Below are 24,005 nucleotides of genomic sequence, written 5' to 3' on the forward strand. Positions count from 1 at the left end.
GACGCGTGTAAAATCGGGCAAGAACCCGCGACGTTGCATCAGAAACGCGGACAACCACAACATCTTGTGGAAAGCTGCCCTAAATCTTCCTAAAAAACACAAGTCATTCCCCGCGGGGAACGAATCTCGCACATCCCTACGGCCAACGCGCCCGCCTCGGCACCCGAAACGCCAGCATCGCTTTCACCACGGGTGATCGGAACCGCGCCAAATCCAACGCCTCATGCACGCCCGTCACCGTCTCGCCGTCGATCTGGGTTTGCACCACCGACCGGCTGTAAAACGGTGCGTCCAACAGCGCCTTGGTCTGGCGCGGCACAGCCCCGGCATCACAGCGCGTGTCGCGCTTGATCCGCCATCCGGTGCGGGCCAGCGGCGTCAATGGTGGCGGCGCAACTTGCACCGCCGCCCCGTTCGCCGCCACATCCAGCCCCAGCGCCAAGGTCGATCCATCCGCCCTGATGCCATCATAAAAACACGTCGTCCCGCCATGGCCGCGCGGATAGCGCCCCCATGTCCAGCGCTTAAAATCGGCCTCTAACGCCGCTTGGCCAAAGTTGGCATCGAAATAGCCATGCCCGGCCCAGGAATGCCCCTGCGACAGATCCACCTCGATCCGGGCCGAAGGCGCAAACGGTCGCCAGATATGCCGCGCATCCGGCGTCAACGTCGCCTCCACCTCTGTCACAGCCGTTGGCGTCAGCCTGATTTGCCCCTGCACACGGGCGATGATCGGCAGGCCCGACACCTCGTTCACCTCAATCACCAGCGTGCCATTTTGCCATGACATCCGGCTTGGCCCAATCTGCAACGCATCCCGGCTTTGCCGCAACGCAGCCCGCCCCCGGTCTGTCATGGTAAACCGCCCACCGGGGCCGTAAGTCACCACATTGATACAGCAATGATTGGCCGGATCGCGCCGCCCTGACCACGCATACCACGGCGAAAACACCGATCCGATAAAGCCAATCACCGAGACCGCGCGCGTCCCGTCAGCCGAGACACCATCGACATACCACCACGCATAACCGTCCGGGGCCACGACGCATCCGAAGTCAGGTCGATCTGTATCGCCTCGGCCGCGTGCTTGCCGGATAAGGCCGCCATTGGCACCCCCGCCCCCGGATGCGCGCCGCCCCCCGCCAGATACAACCCCTGCACCTTCGTCCGTGCGCCGGGGCGCTGAAAACTCGCCATCAGGCTGTGCGGACTGCGCCCATAAAGCGCCCCCTGCGACCCCGGAAACAGCCCCGCGAACCCCTGCGGCGTCATCAGCGCTTGGTCGCTGGGGGGGGCTGAAAACGTCAGGCCGAATTTGGCCAGTTGCGGAAAGGTTTTGCTGCGACATTCGGAAACCTCATGCGGGGAAAGGGTCGTCTTGGCGGGGGCGTTCATAATGATCTCAAACCGCTCTGCGCCGGACGGGGCGAAATCGGGCCCCGAGCGATCCTGCGCGCAGACATACAGCGTCGCCTCGTCCGGCATCCGGCCTTGGCGGATCGCGCCAAACTCGCGCGCAGGGTCGCTGGCGAAAAACACATTGTGATGCACCAGATCGAACGGGGCAGGGGTGGCGGCAAACGACCAGACCCAAGCCGAAAGGCTACGCGGATGTGCTGCAATCGGTTTCAGCGCCTGCTGCGCCCCATTGCCCAATAACCCCGCCAACAGCGCTGCCGGATCACCATTGAACACCACCGCATCGCATTTCATGGCGCGCCCGTCTGACAGTACAACCTCCGTCACACGCCCCGCTTGCCGCAAAATGCGCAAGGCCGAGGTGCCATAGCGAATCGTCACCCCCAACCGCATGGCCAGCTCCGCCAAGGCGCGGGCAAGCTGATGCATCCCACCCTTGACCGCCCAAACCCCCTGCGCTTCGGCCTGCCAGATCAGCGCCAGCACCGCAGGCGACAAATCCGGCGCCCCGCCGACGTAGGTAGAGTATCGCCCAAACAACTGCCGCAAACGCGGATCGCTGAAGCTGCCGCTCAGGTGCTTTGCCAAACTGCGCTGCGGCAAAAGTGCCTGCCAAATCGCAGGTGTCCGCAACGCGTTCACTGCAACGCCCGCGATATCAGGCCGCATCGCTTGCAGTATTGGCGCCTTGAACGCCTTGTAAAGCTGGGCGGATTGGCGATTGAAGGCATGAAACTCCGCCTCCGCCTTCAGTCCGGCAAATTCCGCAATCGCAGCCCCACTTTGTCCTGAATCGGTAAACAAATCCAACCGCCCTCCATCCAGCCACCAATGCCGCGCCAAGCGCGGCTGCGGCACAAGCGTCAGGTGATCTTCCAATCTTTCCCCCGCCTCGGCGAACAAATCATCAAACACCGCCCGCAAGGTCAAAACCGTCGGCCCTGCATCAATCGGCCCGGCCACGGACCCCAGACTGCGCATCTTGCCACCGGGATAGCCCTGCGCCTCGATCATAGTCACCTGCATGCCAGCGGTAGCCAAGCGGATAGCCGCGCTAAGCCCGCCGATGCCCGCGCCGATGACGATAATTTTTTGCCGTGTGGTTGCCATGTCTGATTGTTGACTTGCGGAAGGAAGCTGTCCAGTATGATTTACATATATGTGTCACTTTAAGCGGACACTTCCAGATGAAATTTGCCGGACATCCGGCCGTTGAGGAGCTTTTCCATGAAGATCGACGAACGGCTTGATGTGGTGACTGCGAAGGTTTTGCGCGGGGCTATGGCCGGCGATGCCCCGGCGAAACTTGCACAGGCGTTGCATTATGCCGTCACGCCGGGCGGCGCGCGGATCAGGCCGACGATTTTGCTAAGCGTGGCTCTGGCCTGCGGTGATGATCGGCCCGCGCTTTCAGATGCGGCGGCGGTGGCGCTGGAGTTGATCCATTGCGCCAGCCTCGTGCATGACGATCTGCCCTGTTTTGATGATGCTGACCAAAGGCGCGGCAAAGCCACCGTACATCGCGCGTTTTCCGAGCCATTGGCGGTGCTGACCGGCGATAGCCTGATCGTGTTGGCGTTTGACGTGCTGGCGTCCGCGGCGGGCAAGGATGCCGACCGCGCCTTGCAAATGATTCGCGTGCTGTCACGCCGTACGGGCATGCCGGATGGCATTTGCGCGGGCCAAGGCTGGGAGAGCGAGGCGCAGATCAATCTCTCCGCCTATCATCGCGCCAAGACCGGAGCATTGTTCATCGCTGCGACTCAGATGGGCGCGCTGGCCGCCGGGCAGGATGCCGAGCCTTGGGAGGAATTGGGCGCGCGGATCGGTGAGGCGTTTCAGGTCGCCGATGACCTGCGTGATGCGCTGTATGATGCCGAAACTTTGGGCAAACCTGCGGGGCAGGATGCAGCACACGGGCGGCCAAATGCGGTGACATCGCTGGGCGTGCAGGGGGCAATTCGGCGGCTGAAGGATATTCTGGGCGGCGCGATTGCCTCGATCCCGTCTTGTCCGGGCGAGGCGACGTTGGCCGATATGGTGCGCCGCTATGCCGAACGGATGACCCCGGTTGCCCCGGTTTTGCAGCGGGCCGACGTGCGGCGCTAGCATGACGGTTTTGCCCCGCCTACACCCCTTTCGACGCGGCTGGCTGTTGCGGCTGGCGGCGTCGCGCAGGTTTCAGGTTTGGGCGGCCCGGATCCCCGGTCTGCGAAGGATTGCCCGGGCCGAGGGGGCGGCATTGTTTGACGTGGTGGCAGGGTTTGTCAACGCGCAGGTGTTGATGGCGCTGGTGGAATTGCGGGTGTTGCACTTGCTGCAAGACGGTCCGGTTACGGTGCCGCAGATCGCAGGGCTGTGTGCGGTGCCGCCCGAGCGGATGCAGGTTTTGCTGCAAGCGGGGGCGGGGCTTGGTCTGCTAAAGCGTCACCGCGATGGCCATTTTGGTCTGTCGCTGCGGGGCGCGTCGCTGCTGGGCGTGCCGGGCTTGCAGGCGATGATCCTGCATCACCGCGCGCTTTATGCCGATCTGGCCAACCCTGTGGCGTTCTGGCGCGATGGCCGCGATACGCAACTGGCGCAGTTCTGGCCCTATGTTTTTGGCGCGGCGGGCGCGGTCGATCCGCAGGTGACTGCGACCTATTCCGAGCTGATGGCCGAAAGTCAGGTGCTGGTGGCCGAGGACACCTTGCGGATGATCAGTCTGACGGGCGTGACGCGGCTGATGGATGTCGGCGGCGGCACGGGTGCGTTTTTGGCGGCGGTTGGCACGGCCTATCCGCAGGTGCGGCTTGATCTGTTCGATCTGCCGGTGGTGCTGGAGGGTGCGCAGCAGCGGCTGGTGGCTTCGGGGTTTTCGGATCGGCTGACGCTGCACCCTGGCAGCTTTCGCGATGACCCTTTGCCGGTGGGGGCCGACGCGATCAGTCTGGTGCGGGTGCTGTATGATCACGATGATTCGACGGTAGCGCGGCTGTTGCATGCGGTGCATGCGGTTTTGCCCGTGGGCGGGCGGTTGATCATCTCGGAACCCATGTCAGGTGGTGCCGCGCCCCATCGCGCAACTGATGTGTACTTTGCAGTTTACACTTTGGCGATGCAAACCGGGCGGACCAGATCGGCCAGTGAAATTTCAGATATTTTGCAAGCGGCTGGTTTTGCAAGCATTTGTATTCATGTAGGTTTTCGACCATTTATCACCTCGGTCATCACGGCAATCCGGGCCTGACTTCAAAGAGAAGTTACCGCGAGTGTCAATTTAGTTTGACAGTTTAATCTGTAAGTCTAGAATGACAGTAACAGGATGGTGTGGGGATTGGTCTTGTCAGAAGACCAGAGCCTGACCGTCCGGGGAGTGATCGTGAAAACCAATGCAATCATACTTTCAGGGCCGAAGAACCTTTCGCTGGGGCAATTGTCGCTGACCCCACCGGGGGTGGCCGATGTGGTGGTGCAGATCGCTTATTCTGGTATTTCGACCGGCACTGAAAAGCTGTTCTGGTCAGGCACGATGCCACAGTTTCCGGGCATGGGGTATCCGCTGGTGCCGGGCTACGAGGCTGCCGGCGAGGTGGTTGAGGCTGGCGCTGACTCGGGTTTCCGGGTGGGTGAGCACGTGTTTGTCCCGGGCGCGAATTGTTTTGAGGCGACCGAGGCGGGCCCGGTGCGCGGGCTGTTTGGGGCGGCGTCGCAGATGCTGGTCACGTCTGGCGCGCGGGTTACGCGGATTGATCGGGCTTTGGGGGCGGAGGGGGCTTTGCTGGCGCTGGCCGCCACCGCGCGCCACGCGCTCGCCGGATTTGACCGCGCCTTGCCGGATTTGATTGTGGGGCATGGCGTTTTGGGCCGCTTGCTGGCGCGGCTGACCGTTGCCGCAGGTGCGCCGCCTCCGACGGTTTGGGAGACGGATGTGGCCCGCCATGCGGGTGCGGTCGGCTATCAAGTGATGCTGCCCGAAGCCGATGCGCGCCGTGATTATGCGGCGATTTACGATGCCTCTGGTGCTGCTGATCTGCTGAACAGCCTGATCGGTCGGATCAAAAAGGGCGGCGAGGTGGTGCTGGCGGGCTTCTATACCGCGCCCATTTCCTTCGCCTTTCCGCCCGCCTTTATGAAAGAGGCGCGGTTCCGCATCGCCGCCGAATGGGCTGCTGATGACATGGTGGCCACTCGGCAACTTGTTGAATCCGGGGCGCTTTCCTTGGCAGGTCTGGTCACGCACAGCCGTGCCGCCAGCGCGGCCACCGAAGCCTACGAGACTGCTTTCACGGATCCCAACTGCCTTAAAATGATACTCGACTGGAAGGGCCACGCATGACGCTTGATATTCCGAACCTTGTCGATTTCGACAACCGCTTGCGGGAAGAAGCCCACGAGGAACCTTCGTTGGCAATTCCACAATCCCCGCCGACCAAGAAGACCCAGATCATCGCGATTTACGGCAAGGGCGGCATCGGCAAATCGTTCACTTTGGCCAACCTTAGCCACATGATGGCCGAGATGGGCAAGCGGGTGCTGCTGATCGGCTGCGACCCGAAATCTGACACCACCAGCCTGCTGTTTGGCGGCAAGGCGTGCCCGACGATCATTGAAACCTCGTCGAAGAAAAAGCTGGCAGGTGAGGAAGTGAAGATCGGTGACGTCTGCTTCAAGCGCGGCGGTGTGTTCGCGATGGAGCTGGGCGGGCCGGAAGTGGGCCGGGGTTGCGGCGGGCGTGGGATTATTCACGGCTTTGAACTGCTGGAAAAGCTGGGGTTCCATGATTGGGATTTCGACTATGTGCTGCTCGATTTTCTGGGCGACGTGGTTTGTGGTGGCTTTGGTTTGCCGATTGCCCGCGACATGGCGCAGAAGGTTATTCTTGTGGCGTCAAACGATCTGCAATCGCTGTATGTCGCCAACAACGTCTGCTCGGCGGTGGAATATTTCCGCAAGATGGGCGGCAATGTCGGCATCGCCGGGTTGGTGATCAACAAGGATGACGGCACCGGCGAGGCTGCGGCTTTTGCCGAAGCGGTAAAAATTCCGGTGCTGGCGGCTATTCCGCAAGATGACGATCTGCGCAAGAAAAGCGCGAATTATCAGATTGTTGGCAGCTACGAGTCGCAGTGGGGGCCGATGTTTGCGGCGCTTGCTGAGGCGGTGGCGTTGGCGCCGCCGGTGCGGCCTGCGCCTTTGAACCAGGATGGATTGCTGGGGCTGTTTTCAGCAGAAGCCACGGGGGCCGCTTTTGTGCTTACGCCTGCGACGGATGCAGACATGCGCGGCAAGAATGCCGTTCTGAAGAAATCGCTGGAAGTGGTGTATGACCATGTTTGACCTGGACCGCCTTGCCGAATTGGAAGCCGCTTTGCGCCGCCTGACGGGTGCGAAATGACCGAAATCGGCTATGACAGCGCCCATGATGCGCCGCTGACCCAACTTGCGGCGGGCCAGCCCGAACCGCAACGCGAGGTCAGCGCGCCCGTCGATGGCATGGGCTGTCATGCTGGAGCGGCGACGATGGAAGCGGCGGCGCGCGCTGCGGGCAATTCGGAGCTGCTGGACCAATACGCGGCGGATTATCCGCAGGGCCCGCATGACAAGCCGCAAAGCATGTGTCCGGCGTTTGGGTCTTTGCGCGTGGGGCTGCGGATGCGGCGGGTGGCGACGATTTTGTCGGGGTCGGCTTGCTGTGTGTATGGGCTGACGTTTGTGTCGCATTTTTACGGCGCGCGGCGGTCGGTGGGCTATGTGCCGTTTAACTCGGAATCGCTGGTGACGGGTAAGTTGTTTGAGGACATTCGCGACGCGGTGCATGAATTGGCCGATCCGGACCGCTATGATGCGGTGGTGGTGACGAACCTGTGTGTGCCAACCGCCAGCGGCGTGCCGCTCAAGCTGTTGCCCAGCGAAATCAATGGGGTGCGGATTGTCGGCATTGATGTGCCGGGCTTTGGTATCCCGACCCATGCCGAGGCTAAGGATGTTTTGGCGGGTGCGATGCTGAAATATGCCCGGGCCGAGATTGAGGCGGGGCCGGTGGCTGCCCCTGCGCAGGGGCGGTCAGATCGCCCGCAAGTGGCCTTGTTGGGCGAGATGTTTCCAGCCGATCCGATGATGCTGGGCGCGATGCTGGCCCCGATGGGGTTGGCTGCGGGGCCAGTGGTGCCGTGCCGCGAGTGGCGGGAGTTGTATGCGGCGCTTGATTGCGATGTGGTCGCCGCGATCCACCCATTCTACACCGCTGCGGTGCGCGAGTTTCAAAGTGCGGGGCGCAAGATAGTCGGCTCTGCTCCGGTTGGGCATGATGGCACGGCGGCTTGGTTGGCGGCTATTGGGGAGGCGTATAACGTTGATCCGGCGCAGATTGCGGCTGCACAGAATGCGTTTTTGCCGGCGATCAAGGCGGCTTTGGCGGCGAACCCGATCAAGGGAACCATCACGCTTTCGGGCTATGAAGGCTCGGAGTTGCTGGTTGCCCGGCTGCTGATCGAATCTGGTGCGAACGTGCCGTATGTCGGCACCGCTTGCCCGAAAACCCCGTGGAGCGCTGCCGATCTGGAGTGGCTTGAGGCCAAGGGCACGCGCGTGAAATTCCGCGCCTCGCTGGAAGATGATGCCAGCGCGATGATGGCGATAAGGCCTGATCTGGCGGTGGGGACAACCCCGCTGGTGCAGAAGGCGAAAGAGCTGGCGATTCCAAGCCTTTACTTCACCAATCTGATTTCGGCGCGGCCGTTGATGGGGCCAGCGGGGGCGGGATCTTTGGGGCAGGTGGTGAATGCGGCCATCGCGGGACGGGACCGGATGGAGACGATGAAGGCGTTTTTCGAAGGTGTAGGCCACGGCGATACCGCTGGCATCTGGGAGGGCGCGCCCAACCTGCGCCCTGATTTCCGCGCTGTGCATCAGAAGAAGTTGGACAAACTCGCCCGCGCTGCCAAGGCCGAGGAGATGATCTGATGTTGGTGCAGGATCATGACCGCGCAGGCGGCTACTGGGGTGCGGTTTACGCCTTTTGCGCCGTCAAAGGATTGCAAGTGGTGATAGACGGCCCGGTGGGTTGCGAGAACCTGCCAGTGACAAGCGTTCTGCATTATACGGACGCGCTGCCGCCGCATGAATTGCCGATTGTGGTGACGGGTTTGGGCGAAGAAGAACTGGGCCGCGATGGCACCGAAGGGGCGATGATGCGGGCGTGGAAAACGCTTGACCCGGCTTTGCCTGCGGTGGTGGTGACGGGCAGCATTGCCGAGATGATCGGCGGCGGTGTCACGCCTGCGGGCACCAACATTCAACGCTTTCTGCCGCGCACGATTGATGAAGATCAGTGGCAGACGGCTGACCGCGCGATGACCTGGATTTTTACCGAATTTGCGATGACCAAGGGCCGCATGCCGCCTGAGGCTAAGCGGGCCGAGGGCGCAAAGCCACGGCTCAATCTGCTGGGGCCGATGTATGGCGTGTTCAACATGGCCAGCGATCTGCACGAGATCCGGCGGCTGGTTGAGGGCATCGGCGCCGAGGTGAACATGGTGATGCCCTTGGGCGCGCATGTGGCCGAAATGCGCAATCTGGTCAATGCTGACGTCAATATCGTGATGTACCGCGAATTTGGCCGGGGTTTGGCGGAAGTGTTGGGCAAGCCCTATCTGCAAGCGCCGATCGGGGTGGACAGCACGACGAAATTCCTGCGCAAGCTGGGCGAAATGCTGGGGCTGGACCCCGAGCCGTTTATCGAGCGCGAAAAGCATTCGACCCTGAAACCGGTGTGGGATTTGTGGCGCAGCGTCACGCAGGATTTCTTCGCAACCGCGACTTTCGCAATTGTGGCGACCGAGACTTATGCCCGTGGCATCCGCAACTATCTTGAGTCGGATCTGGGCCTGCCTTGTGCTTTTGCGGTGGCGCGCGTGCCGGGGAAAAAGACCAACAACGAGGCGATCCGCGGGCTGTTGAAACAGCATCGGCCCTTGGTGGTGATGGGCTCGATCAATGAGAAAATGTATCTGGCAGAGATGAAGGGCGGCTTTGGGCCTGCCCCCAGTTTCATCGCGGCCTCTTTCCCCGGGGCCGCGATCCGGCGCGCAACTGGCACGCCTGCGATGGGCTATGCCGGGGCGGTCTGGATCTTGCAAGAGGTGTGCAACAGCCTGTTTGATGCGCTGTTCCACATCCTGCCGCTGGGCACCGAGATGGATTCGGCGGCGGCCACCCCCACGACTTTGCGGCGCGATTTCCCTTGGGATGTCGATGCGCAGGCGGCGCTGGACCGCATTGTGAATACCCACCCGATCCTAACCCGGATCAGCGCCGCGCGGTCTTTGCGCGATGCAGCCGAAAAGGCTGCGCTGGATTCCGGGGCGGAACGGGTGGTGCGCGAAACCGTGGAGGGGCTGCCCGGCGTGGCCCTTTTGTCACCTCAGGGAGAGAGAACATGAGCGATTATACCGCCAACGGTGATCTGCATCAGGTCAAACGTGTGAATAAGACTGAATTCGTCATCTATTTTGCGCTGATCTTCAGCCTGGCTGTGCTGCCACATGTGGTGGGTTGGCTGCTGCAAACCGTGCGGCACGCCAAATTTCCCCGGTTGGGTCCGGTGGCGCGCGCGCTGAAAGATGCGGAAGCGGTCACGCCGATGATTTTTCGCGGATAACCATCCGCACACGCAATTCGCCCTTCCTGCAACGGGAGGACGAAACATCGGAGGGGCATTCCGCCCACCGTGGCCCGGCCGCAGGGAATGCGGCTTCAGTCCGAATATCCGGAGGGTACTATGGCTGATAGAACTGACCTGTCTTTCACAGGTTTAACCGACCAGCAGGCGCAAGAGCTGCACTCGGTCTACATGAGCGGGCTTTGGTTGTTCACGACCATCGCCGTGATCGCGCATGTGGCCGTGTTCATCTGGCGCCCGTGGTTTTGAGGGGGGACGAGATATGAGCAAGTTCTACAAGATCTGGCTGATTTTCGATCCGCGTCGCGTGTTCGTGGCGCAGGGGGTTTTCCTGTTTCTTTTGGCAGTGATGATCCACCTCGTCCTGCTGTCGAACCCCGCCTACAACTGGTTCGACATCGCGGCGGCCAAACATGGCTATGCGCCTGTGGTTGCTGCTCCGGCTCCTTGACAGGGGCTTGCACTTGGTGCGGGCGGCTTCAATCGGCCGCACCAAATTCAACTTACAAGAACAATAGACGGTCGCGGGGCTTTGCGGGTGCAAGGTGGCTGATCCGTCCAACCGCGGAGAGGGAAGCATGGCACTGCTCAGCTTCGAACGAAAATACCGCGTGCCCGGTGGCACGCTGATCGGCGGCAACCTGTTCGACTTTTGGGTTGGACCGTTCTACGTCGGCTTCTTTGGGGTCACGACCTTCTTCTTCGCGGCCCTTGGCACCATGCTGATCTTTTACGGCGCGGCGATGGGGCCAACCTGGAACCCGTGGCTGATTTCGATCAATCCGCCGCCGATTGAAAATGGCTTGGCGTTCGCGCCGCTTATGCAAGGTGGGTTGTGGCAGATCATCACAATGTGCGCGGCGGGATCCTTCATCAGTTGGGCGCTGCGCGAGGTTGAGATTTGCCGCAAGCTGGGCATCGGCCTGCATGTGCCGATTGCGTTTGGTGTGGCGATTTTTGCTTATCTGACGCTGGTGGTGATCCGACCGATGCTGATGGGGGCTTGGGGGTATGCGTTTCCCTATGGCATTTTCAGCCATCTCGATTGGGTCAGCAACACGGGCTACACCTACGGCAATTTCCACTACAACCCCGTGCATATGGTTGCGGTCAGTTTCTTCTTCACCAACTGCTTTGCGCTGGCATTGCATGGCGGGTTGGTCCTGTCGGCGGCGAACCCCGGCCGCGGTCAGGTGATGAAAACGCCCGACCATGAGGATACGTTCTTTCGCGATCTGATCGGCTATTCGGTGGGCACTTTGGGGATTCACCGTCTGGGCCTGCTGCTGGCGCTGAATGCCGGGTTCTGGAGCGCGATCTGTATCCTGATCTCGGGCACGATCTGGTTCGATCAATGGGTGGATTGGTGGAATTGGTGGCTGCAACTTCCATTCTGGGCAAACATTCCAGGAGGCGTAAATGGCTGAGTATCAGAACATTTTCACCCAAGTGCAGGTGCGCGCAGCGCCTGAAATGGGGATGGTCGAAAACGTCGATCTGTCCAACCGCACCAAGACTGCCGGGTTTTCGACCCTGATGGGTTGGTTTGGCAACGCTCAGTTGGGCCCGGTTTATCTGGGCACTTTCGGGGTGATCAGCATGGCCTGTGGGCTGATCTGGTTTCTGATCATCGGCTTCTGGTTCTGGCATCTGGCGGGCTTTAACCCGGCTGTGTTCATGCGCGATCTGTTCTGGATGGCGCTGGAGCCCCCTGCACCGGAGTGGGGCCTGCGGATGCCGCCGATGATGCAGGGCGGTTTGTTTCTGGTGGCGGGGTTGTTCTTTTTGATCGCGCTGTGGTGCTGGTGGATCCGTACTTATCTGCGGGCCGAGGCTTTGGGTCTGGGCAAGCACGTATCCTGGGCCTTTGCCGCGGCTTTGTGGCTGGTGATGGTGTTGGGGCTGATCCGCCCGGTGTTGATGGGCAGCTGGTCGGAAGCGGTGCCTTACGGGATTTTCCCGCATCTGGATTGGACCAACCTGTTTAGCCTGACCTATGGCAACCTGTTCTATAACCCGTTCCACGCGCTTTCGATTGTGTTCCTGTATGGCTCGGCCCTGCTGTTTGCGATGCATGGCGCGACCATTCTTTCGGTGACCCGCCTTGGTGGTGACCGCGAGCTGGAGCAGATCGTGGATCGTGGCACGGCGTCTGAGCGTGCGGCGTTGTTCTGGCGCTGGACCATGGGCTTTAACGCCACGATGGAGGGGATTCACCGTTGGGCTTGGTGGTTTGCAGTGTTGGTGCCGATCACGGGCGGGATTGGCATTCTGCTGACCGGAACGGTGGTGGATAACTGGTTTGTCTGGGCACAAGACCACGGCTATGCGCCACTTGACTGAACTTTGACGGATCGCTGGAAAGGATGGATCATGTCTGACGAGCATTATTATGAGGGTGAAACCCCGGTGGTCCGCTTGCGGGTATGGGCCTTGGGACAGATGATCTGGGGCGCGCTTTTGGCGGGTGTTGGGGTTGCGATTGTGGCTGTGGTGCTTTTGGCGATCTGGGGCGTGAGCCTATTGCTGCCCGAGGAAAGCAAGCAGGCGCCTTCGCCCTACACCGGGCTGGAAATCAGCCAGACTGTGGCAAGGATCGTATGATGAAAACCGGGCCTGGCAGCAGGATGTTGCCAGACCTGCAACGCCGTTGGGGCCAAATGCCGGCCCAAACTCTGGGCTCCTCCACAGCCCGGTTCCCTCCTGAATGGCAACAGGACCCTGGTGCCGTGTGTTCTGCACCCGGCACCTTTTTTCATAGCAAAGGCCAAAGCCATGCCACTGGAAACTCCGCTTCTTGACACCGTGAACACCCCGGCCGATTTGCGCGGGATGAGTGACGGTGACCTTAAGCTGTTGGCGGATGAATTGCGCGCCGAGGTGATTTCGGTGGTGTCGGAAACCGGTGGGCATCTTGGGTCGTCTTTGGGGGTGGTGGAATTGTCGGTGGCGATTCATGCGGTGTTCAACACGCCGGTGGACAAGTTGATTTGGGATGTCGGGCATCAATGCTATCCGCACAAAATCCTGACGGCGCGGCGGGCGCGGATGCGCAGTTTGCGGCAGGGCGGTGGGCTTTCGGGCTTCACCAAACGGTCGGAGTCTGAATATGATCCGTTTGGGGCTGCACATTCCAGCACCTCGATTTCGGCGGCTTTGGGCTTTAGCATTGGCCGCGATATGGGTCAGCCCACTGGCGATGCGATTGCGGTGATTGGCGATGGCGCGATCACGGCGGGCATGGCCTATGAGGCGATGAACGCGGCAGGTCATCTGGGCAAACGGTTGTTCGTTATTCTGAACGACAATGACATGAGCATTGCGCCCCCGGTTGGCGCGCTGAACAAATATCTCAACGGCTTGTCGGCGCATGCGCCCTTTGCGGCGCTGCGCGGCATGGCCGAAGGCTTTGAGGCGGCGTTGCCCGGCCCCTTGCGTGATGGCGCACGCCGCGCGCGGGCGCTGGTGACGGCAACGCCGGGCGGCGGCACCTTGTTTGAAGAGTTGGGCTTTACCTACATCGGGCCGATTGATGGGCATAACATGCCCGAATTGCTGGCGACGTTGCGGGCGGCGAAAACCCGTGCGACGGGGCCGGTGCTGATCCATGCGGTGACGGTGAAGGGCAAGGGCTATGCGCCGGCGGAAAGTGCGGCAGACAAATATCACGGCGTGGCGAAGTTTGACGTGATCTCGGGCGCGCAGGCGAAGTCGAAATCCAATGCGCCTGCCTATACTTCGGTGTTCGGCCGCGCCTTGACGGACGAGGCCGCGCGCGATGGCCGTATTGTGGCGGTGACGGCAGCGATGCCTTCGGGCACCGGGCTGGACATTATGGCGGCGCGGTTTCCGGCGCGGGTGTTTGATGTGGGTATTGCCGAGCAGCATGGTGTGACCTTTGCGGCGGGCATGGCGGCATCGGGGCTGAAGCCGTTTGTGGCGATATACTCGACGTTTTTGCAGCGCGGCTACGACCAGATCGTGCATGATGTGGCCTTGCAAGGTTTGCCCGTGCGGTTTGCGATTGATCGCGCAGGGCTGGTGGGGGCGGATGGCGCGACCCATGCCGGGGCGTTTGATGTGGGGTATCTGGCAAACTTGCCGGGATTCGTGGTGATGGCTGCGGGGGACGAGGCAGAGCTGGTGCATATGGTCGCCACCGCCGCCGCCTATGACGCAGGGCCGATCTCGTTCCGCTATCCGCGCGGTGAGGGATCGGGCGTGCAGATGCCCGAGCGGGGTGAGGTTTTGGAGATCGGGTGCGGCCGTGTGCTGCGTGAGGGCAGTGACGTGGCGCTGCTGTGTTTTGGCGCGCATTTGCCGGAATGTCTGCTGGCGGCCGAGGCTTTGGCGGCGCAGGGCGTTTCGGTCACGGTGGCGGATGCGCGCTTTGCCAAGCCGCTGGACACCGCGTTGATCGGGCAGTTGGCGCGGCATCATGCGGCGATCATCACGGTAGAGCAGGGCGCGGGCGGCGGGTTTGGTGCGCAGGTTTTGCAGTATCTGGCGAATTCGGGCGGCCTTGATCATGGCTTGCGTCTGCGGACGCTGACCTTGCCCGATCGGTTCATTGAACAATCCAGCCCGGCTGCGATGTATGCCGATGCGGGGCTGACGGTGGCCGATATTGCGGACGCGGTGCACAAGGTGCTGCCACAGCGGCAGAACGCCAAGCGCGCCTGATTTCAGCAGTTTAAGTTTGCGAAGATTCCGCAAGCTGGGCTTTTGAGTTTTGTTTGCGCGCGACCGGGCATGTCTTCCCAGCTGGGAACGCGATGTGGTTTGCGACTTTTTACATACAATATATGGTGTAGCCGTTTCGGATTTTGGGATACCAGATGCAAAAAGGCCCCCAAATCTTGGGGGCCTTTTTGCATTTTGCCATTTATGGCAGCTTACGGCGTGGTCGCTGGCGCAGGGGCGGCCGGATCGATGGGCGCTGCATCAGCCGGGGCCGCTGCGGCACCTGCGTTCGGGCTGAACTGGATCAGATAGGCGTAAAGGTCTTCTGCGATAGCCGCATTCTTCACCTTAAACATCATCTTGGATTTGGCACTTTTGTCGCCCAAGACGGTCTTCCAGTGGTTTGTCGGATCTTGCACGTAATCTACAAAGCTGGCCTCATCCCAGACCAGCCCGGTCTTGCCAGCGGCAATGATCGCGTCGCCATATTTGAAATCCGGATAGCTGCCGACCTGACGGCCGAACACGCCATAGAGGTTGGGCCCAGTCTTGGCACCCTTACCTGCCACGACCTTGCCAGTCTCATCCATCACCGAGTGGCAGGTCTGACATTGCTTGAATGTGGCTTCACCTTTGGTTGCATCACCTGCCGCAAAGGCGGGTGCCGCAGCGGTTGCCAAGACCGCGACTATGGCGAGTTTCAATTTCATCAGGAGCCTCCCTGTTACGCTGATACTTATACGTTTGTAGAGCCGATCTGGATCACCCCAGCACCTTCAAATGAACGTGATTTAAGCCACGGCATGCGAGATCGCGCAGCGGTGCCACAGCGCCGAAAGCGCGTTGGCCAGATGGTCAATGTCAGCGTCGGTGTGGCAGGGTGAGGGCGTGATACGCAGACGCTCGGTGCCTTTGGCAACGGTGGGGTAGTTGATCGGCTGCACATAGATGCCCCAGTCGCGCATCAGAATATCGCTGATCATGCGGCATTTTATCGGGTCGCCGATCATTACTGGGATGATATGGCTGTCGTTGGCCAAATGCGGGATGCCCAAACGATCAAGCCGGGCCCGCAGTTTCGCGACTTGTTCGCGCTGGCGCAGGCGTTCGACATCGCTGGTTTTCAGGTGCTGAATAGAGGCGGTTGCGGCTGCGGCGACGGCAGGCGGCAAAGCGGTGGTGAAGATAAAGCCCGAGGCAAAGCTGCGGATGAAATCGCACAGCGCTGCGGATCCGGTGATGTAGCCGCCCACCACGCCAAACGCCTTGCCCAAGGTGCCTTCGATCAGGTCAATCTGGTCGGCCAGCCCTTCGCGTTCAGACACACCACCGCCGCGCGGGCCATACATGCCAACCGCGTGCACCTCGTCGATATAGGTCAGTGCGCCATGGGCTTTGGCGACTTCGACGATCTCTTTGATCGGGGCGATGTCGCCATCCATCGAATAGACGGATTCAAACGCCACGATCTTCGGGCGGTCACCGACGGCGTGCAATTTGCGCTCCAGATCGCGCCAATCGTTGTGCTTCCAGATCACCTTATCCGCGCGCGAATGGCGGATGCCTTCGATCATGCTGGCGTGGTTGCCCGCATCCGACAGGATCACCGCATTCGGGATACGGCTGCCCAGCGTCGACAGCGCCGCCCAGTTCGACACATAGCCCGAGGTGAACAGCAGGGCTGCGGCCTTGCCGTGCAGATCGGCCAGTTCGGCCTCAAGCAGCAGGTGTTTGTGGTTGTTGCCCGAGATATTCCGGGTGCCGCCTGATCCGGTGCCGCTGGTTTGCACACAGTCGACCATGGCTTTGACCACGGCGGGGTGTTGCCCCATGCCAAGGTAATCATTGGAACACCAGACGGTGATCTCTGACACTGCGCCATCCTTGTGGTTATCTGCGCGCGGAAAGGCACCGCGTTTGCGTTCCAATTCGGCAAACGAGCGGTAGTTGCCTTCGGCTTTCAGGGCATCAAGCTGGCTGTGGAAAATCTGATCAAAGTCCATTGGCGTCCTCGAGCTGATCTTTTTGCGGTGTGAGGTTCAGGGTTTTGCGGGCCGGGATCATCCAGCGCCATAGTTTTTCGTCTGGCAGCGGCAGCACCATGAACCAGTGCTCCAGCAGGGCCAGCAGGCACAGGCAGGTCAGCAGCGCATAGCCCACCGACATGCTGGGATGTGTCACATTGATCGCGCGTTCCAGCAGCAGGGCAGAGCCTACGGTCAGCGCGGAAACCGAGAGCGGAAAGAAGGCGGTGATGCGCCCGATGCGGAAATAGCTGGCAAGATGCGAAAGCGGCCGGGGCAGAAAGTGCGTGTTGATGCGCGGCACGCCGAGAAACAGGTTCAGCTTGGCAAAGACGCGGGCGACAAACAGCAGCGCGAAGGTGCCAAAGGCAAAGGGGTTGGCGGCATGAAGCGAGGCGATGCCAAGGGCGGTCAGGGTGAGGATAAGCGTCAGTTCGTGCCAGGCGATGGTGCCGACGGCGTGCCAGAAACGGTCGGTCGGGCTGATGAAGGCTGGGCAGGGGGCGCGATTTGGCCCGGTGATGATACCGGAGAGAAAGGCAAGTTCGATCCATGCCCACAGCGCCAGTGCGGCCAGAAACGCAAGGTAGATGCCGTTGGCCGATAGGTCAGGCAAGGATGCGTTTGCGGCGGCAAAGCCGATTGCCAGCAGCGGCAGGCCGATGATCACCGAATTCAGATGATCTTGCGCCGTGCCATTGTCGGCCACCCGCACCCGCCACAAAATGACGCCGGTGGAGAACCACCACATGAACAGCGTCGTGAGTGCGGCGAGCCACGGGTTATCGCTCATCGGCTGTGGCCCTTTTGCGACCGAGCAGTCGGGCGGGGGCCGGGGCGCGCCCGCCCCAAACCCCCAACCTTATGCGGGACAGCGTTCAATAGATCGGCTCCAACCGCACGTCTTTGGGCGGATCGCGCTTGATCACCGGGATGGTGTAAAGGGCTACGAAGGCCGAGGCCGCTTTGACAACGCCCAGTTTGTGGCTGAACCAGCCGCCGATGCCGCCTTTGCGTTTGCCTGCATCCATCTGCCCAAACGCATCGCGCATCCGGCGCAGGTTGGGCAGCCAGCGTTTGTGGTCGATGTCGATTTCCAGCGGGAACACCTGCCGCGCGATGGTGGAGGTTTTGCGGAAGACCTCTTGGTCATACCATTCGATATCGACGCCAAGGGCTTTGTGGAATTCCGGGCGCTGATGGTCGCGCACGAACATCGTCGAATACACCGCCGTCAGAAAGAACCTGATCCAAAGTTTATTGGCGAAACTATTGGTCAGTTTTGGATCGGTGCGCATCAGCAAAGCGAAGGCTTCGCCATGGCGGAACTCGTCATTGCACCATTCGCGGAACCATTTGAAGATCGGGTGGAAGCGTTGGTCGGGGTTGGCTTCTAGGTGGCGATAGATGGTGATGTAGCGGGCATATCCAATCTTTTCAGACAGATAGGTGGCGTAGTAGATAAACTTTGGGCGGAAGTAGGTGTATTTCTTCGCCTTGGTCAGAAAGCCAAGGTTCACCGCAACACCTGCCTCGCGCAGCGCGTCATTGATGAAACCTGCATGGCGGGCCTCGTCGCGCGACATGTAGCTGAACAGCTCGCAGATATCTGGGTTAGAGCCGCGGCGCTTCATTTCCTTATACAGCACGCAGCCGGAAAATTCGGCGGTGCAGGAGGATACCAGAAAGTCGATAAACTCGCGCTTCAGCTTTGGCTCCATCCCGTCCCAGTTGGCATCCCATTCCGTCCAATCGACGGTTTTCTTGAAATGGCCCTTGTTGGGGTCGGCTTTCATCTCGGCCAGCAGGGCATCCCATTCTTTGCGCACTGGGGTGACATCGACGCGGTCCATCTCGTCAAAGTCGGTGGTGTAAAAGCGCGGGTTCAGCAGGGTGGTTTCGGTCGCCATCGCCTGCGTGTCTTGCGGTTGGGCGGCGGCAAGTTCGGCGTAATCGGCGTCAAGGCCTTTGGGGGTGGCGTTCATAGCGTCACCTCGTCGGAAAACGAAAACTCGCACAGTTCCATAAAGCCGAAATCGCCGGTGGCGCGGGTCCATTGCCGTTCCAGCCAACTGGCGCGGGTGATGGTGGCTTGGCGATCTTCGATGATCAACTCGCCGTAGGCGGCAAGGATCGGCGCGCCATGCACCAGAACCTCATCGCCTGGATAGACGACGGCGCCATTGTTGAAACGAACATGGGCGTGCAGGCTTTCGAAGCGGTGGCTGACCTCGACGGTGCAGGGCACTTCTTCGGCGATTTTACGAAAGATTGCCATCATTTGGTTCCCCTTATTATGATCACAGTTGTGACATGAGCCGTTCGAACGCAGCCCTGTTGTCAGACCCGAATGCGCCCAATTCTGCGCTCCATCCGGTGTAGTCATCTTGTGCCGTAAGGCGGCCATTTGCGTATTCCACAATGCGCAAAGGAAGTAATTTATCAACGCCAGCGGTCAAGCGGGCGCGTTCCATTCCGTTTTGAATGACGGTGATAAAGCCGCCATGTGGCAGATCCATCAGCAGCTTGCCATCGGTTGAAAGCACCGTCACCGCCTGCGCGCCGCCGCCTTTCAGGATGATGCTGCGCTCGGCCACGATGGGGGCAGATTTCGGCACACCAACATGATCGCGCCCGGTCAAAACCGAAAAGCTGACCACGGCAAGGCTTGCAATCACCAGCGCCAGCATCGCCAGCAGCAGGTGCTTGGGGATCATGTCCTTGCTGTCAGACGGGCGGGCGCGGGTTTGAGTTTGGCTGACCATGGTCGTCTCCTATTCCGCCGCCAGTGCCATGCCGTGGGTTACACGGCCGACCACAGGTTCGTTGATGCGGGTTTCTGCGGCATCGGCCAAGATCTTCGCCACACGGGCAGCATTTGCGATGCAGCGCAGCGTGGGTTGGGTTTTGGCAAAGCGCCACGGGCGCACATGTGGCCAGCAGACCAGATAGGAAATCCGGGTTTCGCCCAAGGTTTCCAAAGCGATCGAGCCTGTGCCGCCGCGTTTGGTTGCCAGTGTGGCCGCGCCGACCTGTTTGAACGGCACGTTCAGCGTCACCGTCAGCGCAGCCCCAATCCGCAAGGCGACGCGCGCCGTGGTGATGGTGTAAACGGTTGCGCGGGCTTGTATTAACGCCAGCAGGTAAAGCAGACCGCAGGCTACCAGACCGATGGCAAGATAGGGCAGCATCACCGCGATGACCGAGGCGGGGCTGCCATCTGACACCGCACAGGCCCGCCAGACCGCCAGCGCCACGAAATACCCCGCCACCCAAGTGATCTTGAAGGCATCGCGGGCCAAAGCCAAACTGTCGGGACGGCCTTGCCACAGCAACTCCTCGCCCACAGGCGGGCGTTCTGGCAGGCCGCGCACCGGTTCGGTGGCGAAATCGTCGTGCGGGGCGCTCATGGCTTCCACGCCAAGGAGCCGCCCTTGCGATTGCCTGCCGCATACAGCGTGCCGCCTGCGTAATAGGCGCTGATCTTTTCTTCTTCGAGCAGAGTCACTTCGGTCAGGGATTTGGTGCCCGGTACGCCGTCAAACAGATCGGACGACAGCGAATTGATCCGCACCCGATCCTTCCAGATTTTCACCATCGGCATCGGCACAAGGCAGCGGTGGCCCGAGTTAAGGTTGATTTCCAGATAGCGCACCAGTTGCTCGGGCGCATCGACCCACATATCGGAAATCCGGCCCACCACCTCGTTATCGCCCGCCTGCACGGGAAGGCCGCGCGGGTCACGTCCAGCCGAGACGGCAAAGCCTGCGGCCTGCGCCATCGGCACGATCTTGTTGTGGCCGTGGCCGTCAAGTTCCGGCACATCGCGGCGCGGGGCCCAAGCGGCGGGCCCGACACCATCGGTCATCGGATTGCCCAAGGGGGCGTGGGGGAAACCTTCGGAGACAGCGGTGCGGCCCAAGGCCACTTCGCGGGCTTCACGCGCGCCGTTCGGCACGGTGACTTCACCCCGGCCATGCGGCAAGATGAAGGTTTTGGGCTTTGGCAGCGGGAACGGGCCTTGGTTTGGCGCAGGTGATCCGTCCTCCAATTCCAGCGGATAGCCTTCGCGCATGTTTTCGGTTTGCAGATAATAGACCAGCAGCGCGAAAAAGCCCCAGAACAGCCAGATGGCCAGCGACGCGAGATCAAAGTTGCCAAAGAAAGTTGTGCCCAGCATGAGGTGTCCTCCGGGTTAGTTGGGGAAATCGACAAGGCCCAGACGGGCGGTGTCGGCTTTGGATTGCGCGGTGAAAAGAGCGACCCGCACTAGCGGGGCAAGGGCGATCAGGGTGACAAACAGAACGACGATTTCGATCATATAAACAACAGAGTAGCCAAAGGCGGGCGCTGTAAATACCGGGCCAAAGCCGCCCTGAAGCGCGTAGGCACCGACGCTGTCGCGCAGGCCGCCGCCGACCGCAATGGACAGGCCCGCAGCGGTTGCCTGTGCCGCCCCCCAAGCGCCCAGCACCAGCCCGCGCCCGGCCACGCCGTGCTCGGGCAGCGACATGGCGGCGGTCAGGGTTGCTACGGCGAACAGGCCCGCGCCCAGACCGATGCTCCACGCGCCGATGTAGAACATCACGGTCGAATGCAGTGGTGCTGCAAAGATCACCAACAGAAAGGCCACGACGCCGACCAGCAGGCCACGCGCCGACATGCGGAACATGTCGTGACCATTGGACATCCAGCGTCCGGCCAGCACAAAACCCACCAGCGCGCCCATCGCATTGCAGGCGGTCAGCCAAGTGGTTGACCCCACCGAAAGCCCAAGGATTTCAGCGCCGTAGGGCTCCAGCAGCACATCCTGCATCTGAAACGCCATCGTGCCGAGCATCACCACCAACAACAGCCGGCCAGCATGGCCGCCCGCCATCAGATCGCGCCAGCCTTCATGAAAGATCGGCCGCGCCTGCGCCATTTCCTCGGCGTTCATCGGGCGGACCTTTTCCTGTTTCCACAGGGCAACAAGGTTCAGCACCATGGTGGCCACGCCGCAGCCTTGCACGACGCGGATCAGGCGGATTTCGTCGAAATTGCGCAGCAGCAGGCCCAGCACCACGGCAGAAACCGCCATGCCCAGCAGGAACATCACATACAGCAGCGCCACAACGCGTGGGCGAGTCTCATCTGTGGCGCGATCAGAGGCCAGCGCCAGACCTGCGGTTTGCGTCATATGCATCCCCACGCCGGTCATCAGAAACGCGATGCCAGCCAAGGCTTTGCCCGCCCATTCAGGTCCATGCACCTGATCGCCCGACAGCACGATCAGCGCAAACGGCATGATTGCAAGGCCGCCCATTTGCCACAGGCTGCCGAACCAAAGGTAAGGCACGCGCTTCCAGCCGATCCAGCTTTTGTGGGTATCCGATTTATGGCCCAGCAGCGCGCGGAAGGGGGCCGAGACCACCGGCAGCGCGATCATCAGCGCCACGATGGAGGCAGGCACGCCAAGTTCCACAATCATCACCCGGTTCAGCGTGCCCAGCAGCAATACCGCCGCCATGCCGACCGAGACCTGAAACAGCCCAAGCCGCAGCAGTTGCGGCAGGGTCAGGCCTTCGGATGCGGCGTCAGCGAACGGCATCCATTTGGCGCTAAGCTGTTGCACATGTTTCGACTTGAAAAAGATCACGGACGATACTCCAGACATTCCGAGATATAGAACCCGCGGGAGACGCGGTCGATTTTGCTGACCCGGCCTTGGGTGGTGCGGTTCAGGGTGGTGAAGGCATGCGGCACCATGATCGGGCTGCGGTCGGCGCGGGGGAACAGTTTGCCCATGCTCCAGAACGTCATCAGAAACGCGGTTTTGGGGGCCACGGTGAACACCACGGCCTTGTCGGTGCGGCTGCCGAGGCGATCCAGGGCTGCGGTGATGTCGGTGGTGCCGTAGTAAATCAGGCTGTCCATCGCGATGACGTAATCAAAGCGGCCATGGTCGGCGGTCATGTCGCCGCTGGCAAAGCTGACGCGGGCAGCATGTTCGGCGGGCAGGCGGGCAAGGGCGATATCGACCAAGGCGGGCGAGATGTCGACGGCCATCACGTCGGCCCCGCGTGCGGCCAACTCAGCCGTCATCTGCCCCGCGCCGCAGCCTGCATCCAGCACCCGCGCGCCGCGCAGGTCGGTGGGCAGGCGCGACAGCATCAGCGCGCGCATTTTATCACGGCCCTCGCGCACGGTCTGGCGGATGCGGGACACGGGCGCGTCTGAGGTCAGTCGTTCCCACACTTTGGTGGCCGAACGGTCGAAGTAGTCTTCCACGCGGGTCAGGGTTGCAGCGTAACTGGTCATCAATCGAACCCCAGCAGTTCAAAAATCTCACGATCTGGCAGCGGCGCAGGGGTTGATCCGGGTTCCTGCACCGAGCGCCAAAGGTTGTCGGCCAGCCGCATATATTCGGCGCGGGCCATCACGATGTCTTCGCTATCGTCCATCTCGAACAGGGTTTTTTTCTTCAGGCGAGAGCGACGGATGGCGTCAATATCAGGCATGTGCGCGATACGGTTGAAGCCGACACGTTCGCAGTAGCGGTCCACCTCATTGGTTTCGCGCGATCGGTTCGCCACGCAGCCCGCCAGCCGCACCTTGTAGTTGCCGGATTTGGCTTGCACGGCGGCGATGATGCGGTTCATCGCGTAGATGCTGTCGAAATCATTGGCGGTGATGATCAAAGCGCGGTCGGCGTGCTGCAAGGGGGCGGCAAAACCGCCGCAGACCACATCACCCAGCACGTCGAAAATCACCACATCGGTGTCTTCCAGCAGGTGGTGCTGTTTAAGCAGTTTCACCGTCTGGCCCACGACATAACCGCCGCAGCCAGTGCCCGCCGGGGGTCCACCTGCCTCGACGCATTTCACCCCGTTAAAGCCGGTGGCAACGTAATCTTCGGGTCGCAGTTCTTCGGCGTGGAAATCCACGTCTTTCAGGATGTCGATGACGGTGGCTTGCAGCCGCCCGGTCAAGGTGAACGTGCTGTCGTGTTTGGGGTCGCAACCGATCTGCAACACCCGCTTGCCCATCATCGAAAACGCGGCTGACAGGTTGCTGGAGGTGGTGGATTTGCCGATCCCGCCCTTGCCATAGACCGAAAACACCTTTGCGCCTTCGATTTTGGTATCGGCGTCCTGATGCACTTGCACAGAACCGTCGCCATCAAGGCCGCGCAAAATAGGGAGAGGATGCAGGGTCATGAGCGGGTTCTTTCTGTG

The 24,005-nt window shown here is 61.1% G+C and carries 26 protein-coding genes; 13 read left to right on the forward strand and 13 right to left on the reverse strand.

Translation table 11 applies throughout. The annotated features are described in order from the left end of the window. Positions 1–136: 136 nt before the first annotated feature. Together crtC and crtD are read right to left on the reverse strand one after the other, a co-directional pair. Positions 137–973, reverse strand: coding sequence for a carotenoid 1,2-hydratase (crtC, locus tag Q7V03_RS14630; protein ID WP_304926363.1), 837 nt, complete (start codon positions 971–973; stop codon positions 137–139). Continuing rightward, positions 970–2,529, reverse strand: coding sequence for a 1-hydroxycarotenoid 3,4-desaturase CrtD (crtD, locus tag Q7V03_RS14635; RefSeq protein WP_304926333.1), 1,560 nt, complete (start codon positions 2,527–2,529; stop codon positions 970–972). The genes crtC and crtD overlap by 4 nt, the downstream gene beginning before the upstream one ends. Before the next feature lie 171 nt (positions 2,530–2,700). Here crtD and Q7V03_RS14640 point away from each other — a divergent pair, with 171 nt between their 5' ends. From Q7V03_RS14640 to dxs, 13 genes are all read left to right on the forward strand, one after another. Beyond that, positions 2,701–3,528 carry a polyprenyl synthetase family protein gene (locus Q7V03_RS14640; protein WP_304926364.1) on the forward strand — a complete coding sequence of 276 codons (828 nt, stop codon included), beginning with the start codon at positions 2,701–2,703 and terminating at the stop codon, positions 3,526–3,528. A 10-nt stretch (positions 3,529–3,538) separates the two neighbouring features. After that, complete coding sequence (locus Q7V03_RS14645; protein WP_370651136.1) at positions 3,539–4,648, forward strand: methyltransferase; 1,110 nt, start codon at positions 3,539–3,541, stop codon at positions 4,646–4,648. 132 nt (positions 4,649–4,780) lie between these two features. Then, positions 4,781–5,737, forward strand: a complete 957-nt coding sequence (gene bchC, locus Q7V03_RS14650; RefSeq protein WP_304926365.1) for a chlorophyll synthesis pathway protein BchC — start codon at positions 4,781–4,783, stop codon at positions 5,735–5,737. Beyond that, entirely contained in the window at positions 5,734–6,738 is a 1,005-nt protein-coding gene (locus Q7V03_RS14655; protein ID WP_304926335.1) for a chlorophyllide a reductase iron protein subunit X, read from the forward strand. The genes bchC and Q7V03_RS14655 overlap by 4 nt, the downstream gene beginning before the upstream one ends. A gap of 156 nt (positions 6,739–6,894) precedes the next feature. Next, a complete protein-coding gene (gene bchY, locus Q7V03_RS14660; RefSeq protein WP_304926366.1) occupies positions 6,895–8,364 on the forward strand; it encodes a chlorophyllide a reductase subunit Y in 1,470 nt (489 codons plus the stop codon). Next, positions 8,364–9,842 carry a chlorophyllide a reductase subunit Z gene (gene bchZ / locus Q7V03_RS14665; RefSeq protein WP_304926336.1) on the forward strand — a complete coding sequence of 493 codons (1,479 nt, stop codon included), beginning with the start codon at positions 8,364–8,366 and terminating at the stop codon, positions 9,840–9,842. The genes bchY and bchZ overlap by 1 nt, the downstream gene beginning before the upstream one ends. Further along, complete coding sequence (gene pufQ / locus Q7V03_RS14670; RefSeq protein ID WP_304926337.1) at positions 9,839–10,060, forward strand: cytochrome PufQ; 222 nt, start codon at positions 9,839–9,841, stop codon at positions 10,058–10,060. Before bchZ ends, pufQ begins: the two co-directional genes overlap by 4 nt. Before the next feature lie 120 nt (positions 10,061–10,180). Further along, on the forward strand, positions 10,181–10,330 hold the full coding sequence (gene pufB / locus Q7V03_RS14675; protein WP_304926338.1) for a light-harvesting antenna LH1, beta subunit: 150 nt from the start codon (positions 10,181–10,183) through the stop codon (positions 10,328–10,330). 13 nt (positions 10,331–10,343) lie between these two features. Next, on the forward strand, positions 10,344–10,532 hold the full coding sequence (gene pufA, locus Q7V03_RS14680; protein WP_304926339.1) for a light-harvesting antenna LH1, alpha subunit: 189 nt from the start codon (positions 10,344–10,346) through the stop codon (positions 10,530–10,532). 127 nt (positions 10,533–10,659) lie between these two features. Then, complete coding sequence (gene pufL / locus Q7V03_RS14685; protein WP_304926340.1) at positions 10,660–11,508, forward strand: photosynthetic reaction center subunit L; 849 nt, start codon at positions 10,660–10,662, stop codon at positions 11,506–11,508. Continuing rightward, positions 11,501–12,424: a photosynthetic reaction center subunit M gene (gene pufM, locus Q7V03_RS14690; protein WP_304926341.1), complete on the forward strand. Its 924-nt coding sequence runs from the start codon at positions 11,501–11,503 to the stop codon at positions 12,422–12,424. Before pufL ends, pufM begins: the two co-directional genes overlap by 8 nt. Before the next feature lie 30 nt (positions 12,425–12,454). Further along, positions 12,455–12,685 (forward strand): RC-LH1 core complex protein PufX, encoded by a 231-nt coding sequence (gene pufX / locus Q7V03_RS14695; protein ID WP_304926342.1) that lies wholly within the window; start codon positions 12,455–12,457, stop codon positions 12,683–12,685. A 171-nt stretch (positions 12,686–12,856) separates the two neighbouring features. Further along, entirely contained in the window at positions 12,857–14,764 is a 1,908-nt protein-coding gene (gene dxs / locus Q7V03_RS14700; protein ID WP_304926343.1) for a 1-deoxy-D-xylulose-5-phosphate synthase, read from the forward strand. Between the two features lie 212 nt (positions 14,765–14,976). Here the strand turns inward: dxs and Q7V03_RS14705 are convergent, their stop codons facing one another. The 11 genes from Q7V03_RS14705 to bchL form a co-directional block, all read right to left on the reverse strand. Beyond that, positions 14,977–15,474, reverse strand: a complete 498-nt coding sequence (locus Q7V03_RS14705; RefSeq protein WP_304926344.1) for a cytochrome c family protein — start codon at positions 15,472–15,474, stop codon at positions 14,977–14,979. A gap of 81 nt (positions 15,475–15,555) precedes the next feature. Continuing rightward, positions 15,556–16,767, reverse strand: coding sequence for a 5-aminolevulinate synthase (hemA, locus tag Q7V03_RS14710; RefSeq protein WP_304926345.1), 1,212 nt, complete (start codon positions 16,765–16,767; stop codon positions 15,556–15,558). After that, complete coding sequence (gene puhE / locus Q7V03_RS14715; RefSeq protein ID WP_304926346.1) at positions 16,757–17,581, reverse strand: putative photosynthetic complex assembly protein PuhE; 825 nt, start codon at positions 17,579–17,581, stop codon at positions 16,757–16,759. Before puhE ends, hemA begins: the two co-directional genes overlap by 11 nt. An 85-nt stretch (positions 17,582–17,666) precedes the next feature. Then, positions 17,667–18,773, reverse strand: coding sequence for a magnesium-protoporphyrin IX monomethyl ester (oxidative) cyclase (gene acsF, locus Q7V03_RS14720; protein ID WP_304926347.1), 1,107 nt, complete (start codon positions 18,771–18,773; stop codon positions 17,667–17,669). Further along, on the reverse strand, positions 18,770–19,066 hold the full coding sequence (locus Q7V03_RS14725) for a hypothetical protein (protein WP_304926367.1): 297 nt from the start codon (positions 19,064–19,066) through the stop codon (positions 18,770–18,772). Before Q7V03_RS14725 ends, acsF begins: the two co-directional genes overlap by 4 nt. A 22-nt stretch (positions 19,067–19,088) precedes the next feature. Further along, the gene (gene puhC, locus Q7V03_RS14730) at positions 19,089–19,553 is read right to left on the reverse strand and encodes a photosynthetic complex assembly protein PuhC (protein WP_304926348.1); all 465 of its coding nucleotides are present in this window, start codon (positions 19,551–19,553) and stop codon (positions 19,089–19,091) included. A 9-nt stretch (positions 19,554–19,562) separates the two neighbouring features. Continuing rightward, entirely contained in the window at positions 19,563–20,198 is a 636-nt protein-coding gene (gene puhB / locus Q7V03_RS14735) for a photosynthetic complex putative assembly protein PuhB (protein WP_304926349.1), read from the reverse strand. Next, positions 20,195–20,968 (reverse strand): photosynthetic reaction center subunit H, encoded by a 774-nt coding sequence (gene puhA / locus Q7V03_RS14740; RefSeq protein ID WP_304926350.1) that lies wholly within the window; start codon positions 20,966–20,968, stop codon positions 20,195–20,197. The genes puhB and puhA overlap by 4 nt, the downstream gene beginning before the upstream one ends. A gap of 15 nt (positions 20,969–20,983) precedes the next feature. Next, on the reverse strand, positions 20,984–22,423 hold the full coding sequence (locus Q7V03_RS14745; protein WP_370651137.1) for a PucC family protein: 1,440 nt from the start codon (positions 22,421–22,423) through the stop codon (positions 20,984–20,986). Then, on the reverse strand, positions 22,423–23,088 hold the full coding sequence (gene bchM / locus Q7V03_RS14750) for a magnesium protoporphyrin IX methyltransferase (RefSeq protein WP_304926351.1): 666 nt from the start codon (positions 23,086–23,088) through the stop codon (positions 22,423–22,425). The genes Q7V03_RS14745 and bchM overlap by 1 nt, the downstream gene beginning before the upstream one ends. Beyond that, positions 23,088–23,987, reverse strand: coding sequence for a ferredoxin:protochlorophyllide reductase (ATP-dependent) iron-sulfur ATP-binding protein (bchL, locus tag Q7V03_RS14755; RefSeq protein ID WP_304926352.1), 900 nt, complete (start codon positions 23,985–23,987; stop codon positions 23,088–23,090). The genes bchM and bchL overlap by 1 nt, the downstream gene beginning before the upstream one ends. Between the last annotated feature and the right edge of the window lie 18 nt (positions 23,988–24,005).

The organism is Cypionkella sp., from assembly GCF_030652235.1.
GTDB lineage: Bacteria > Pseudomonadota > Alphaproteobacteria > Rhodobacterales > Rhodobacteraceae > Cypionkella.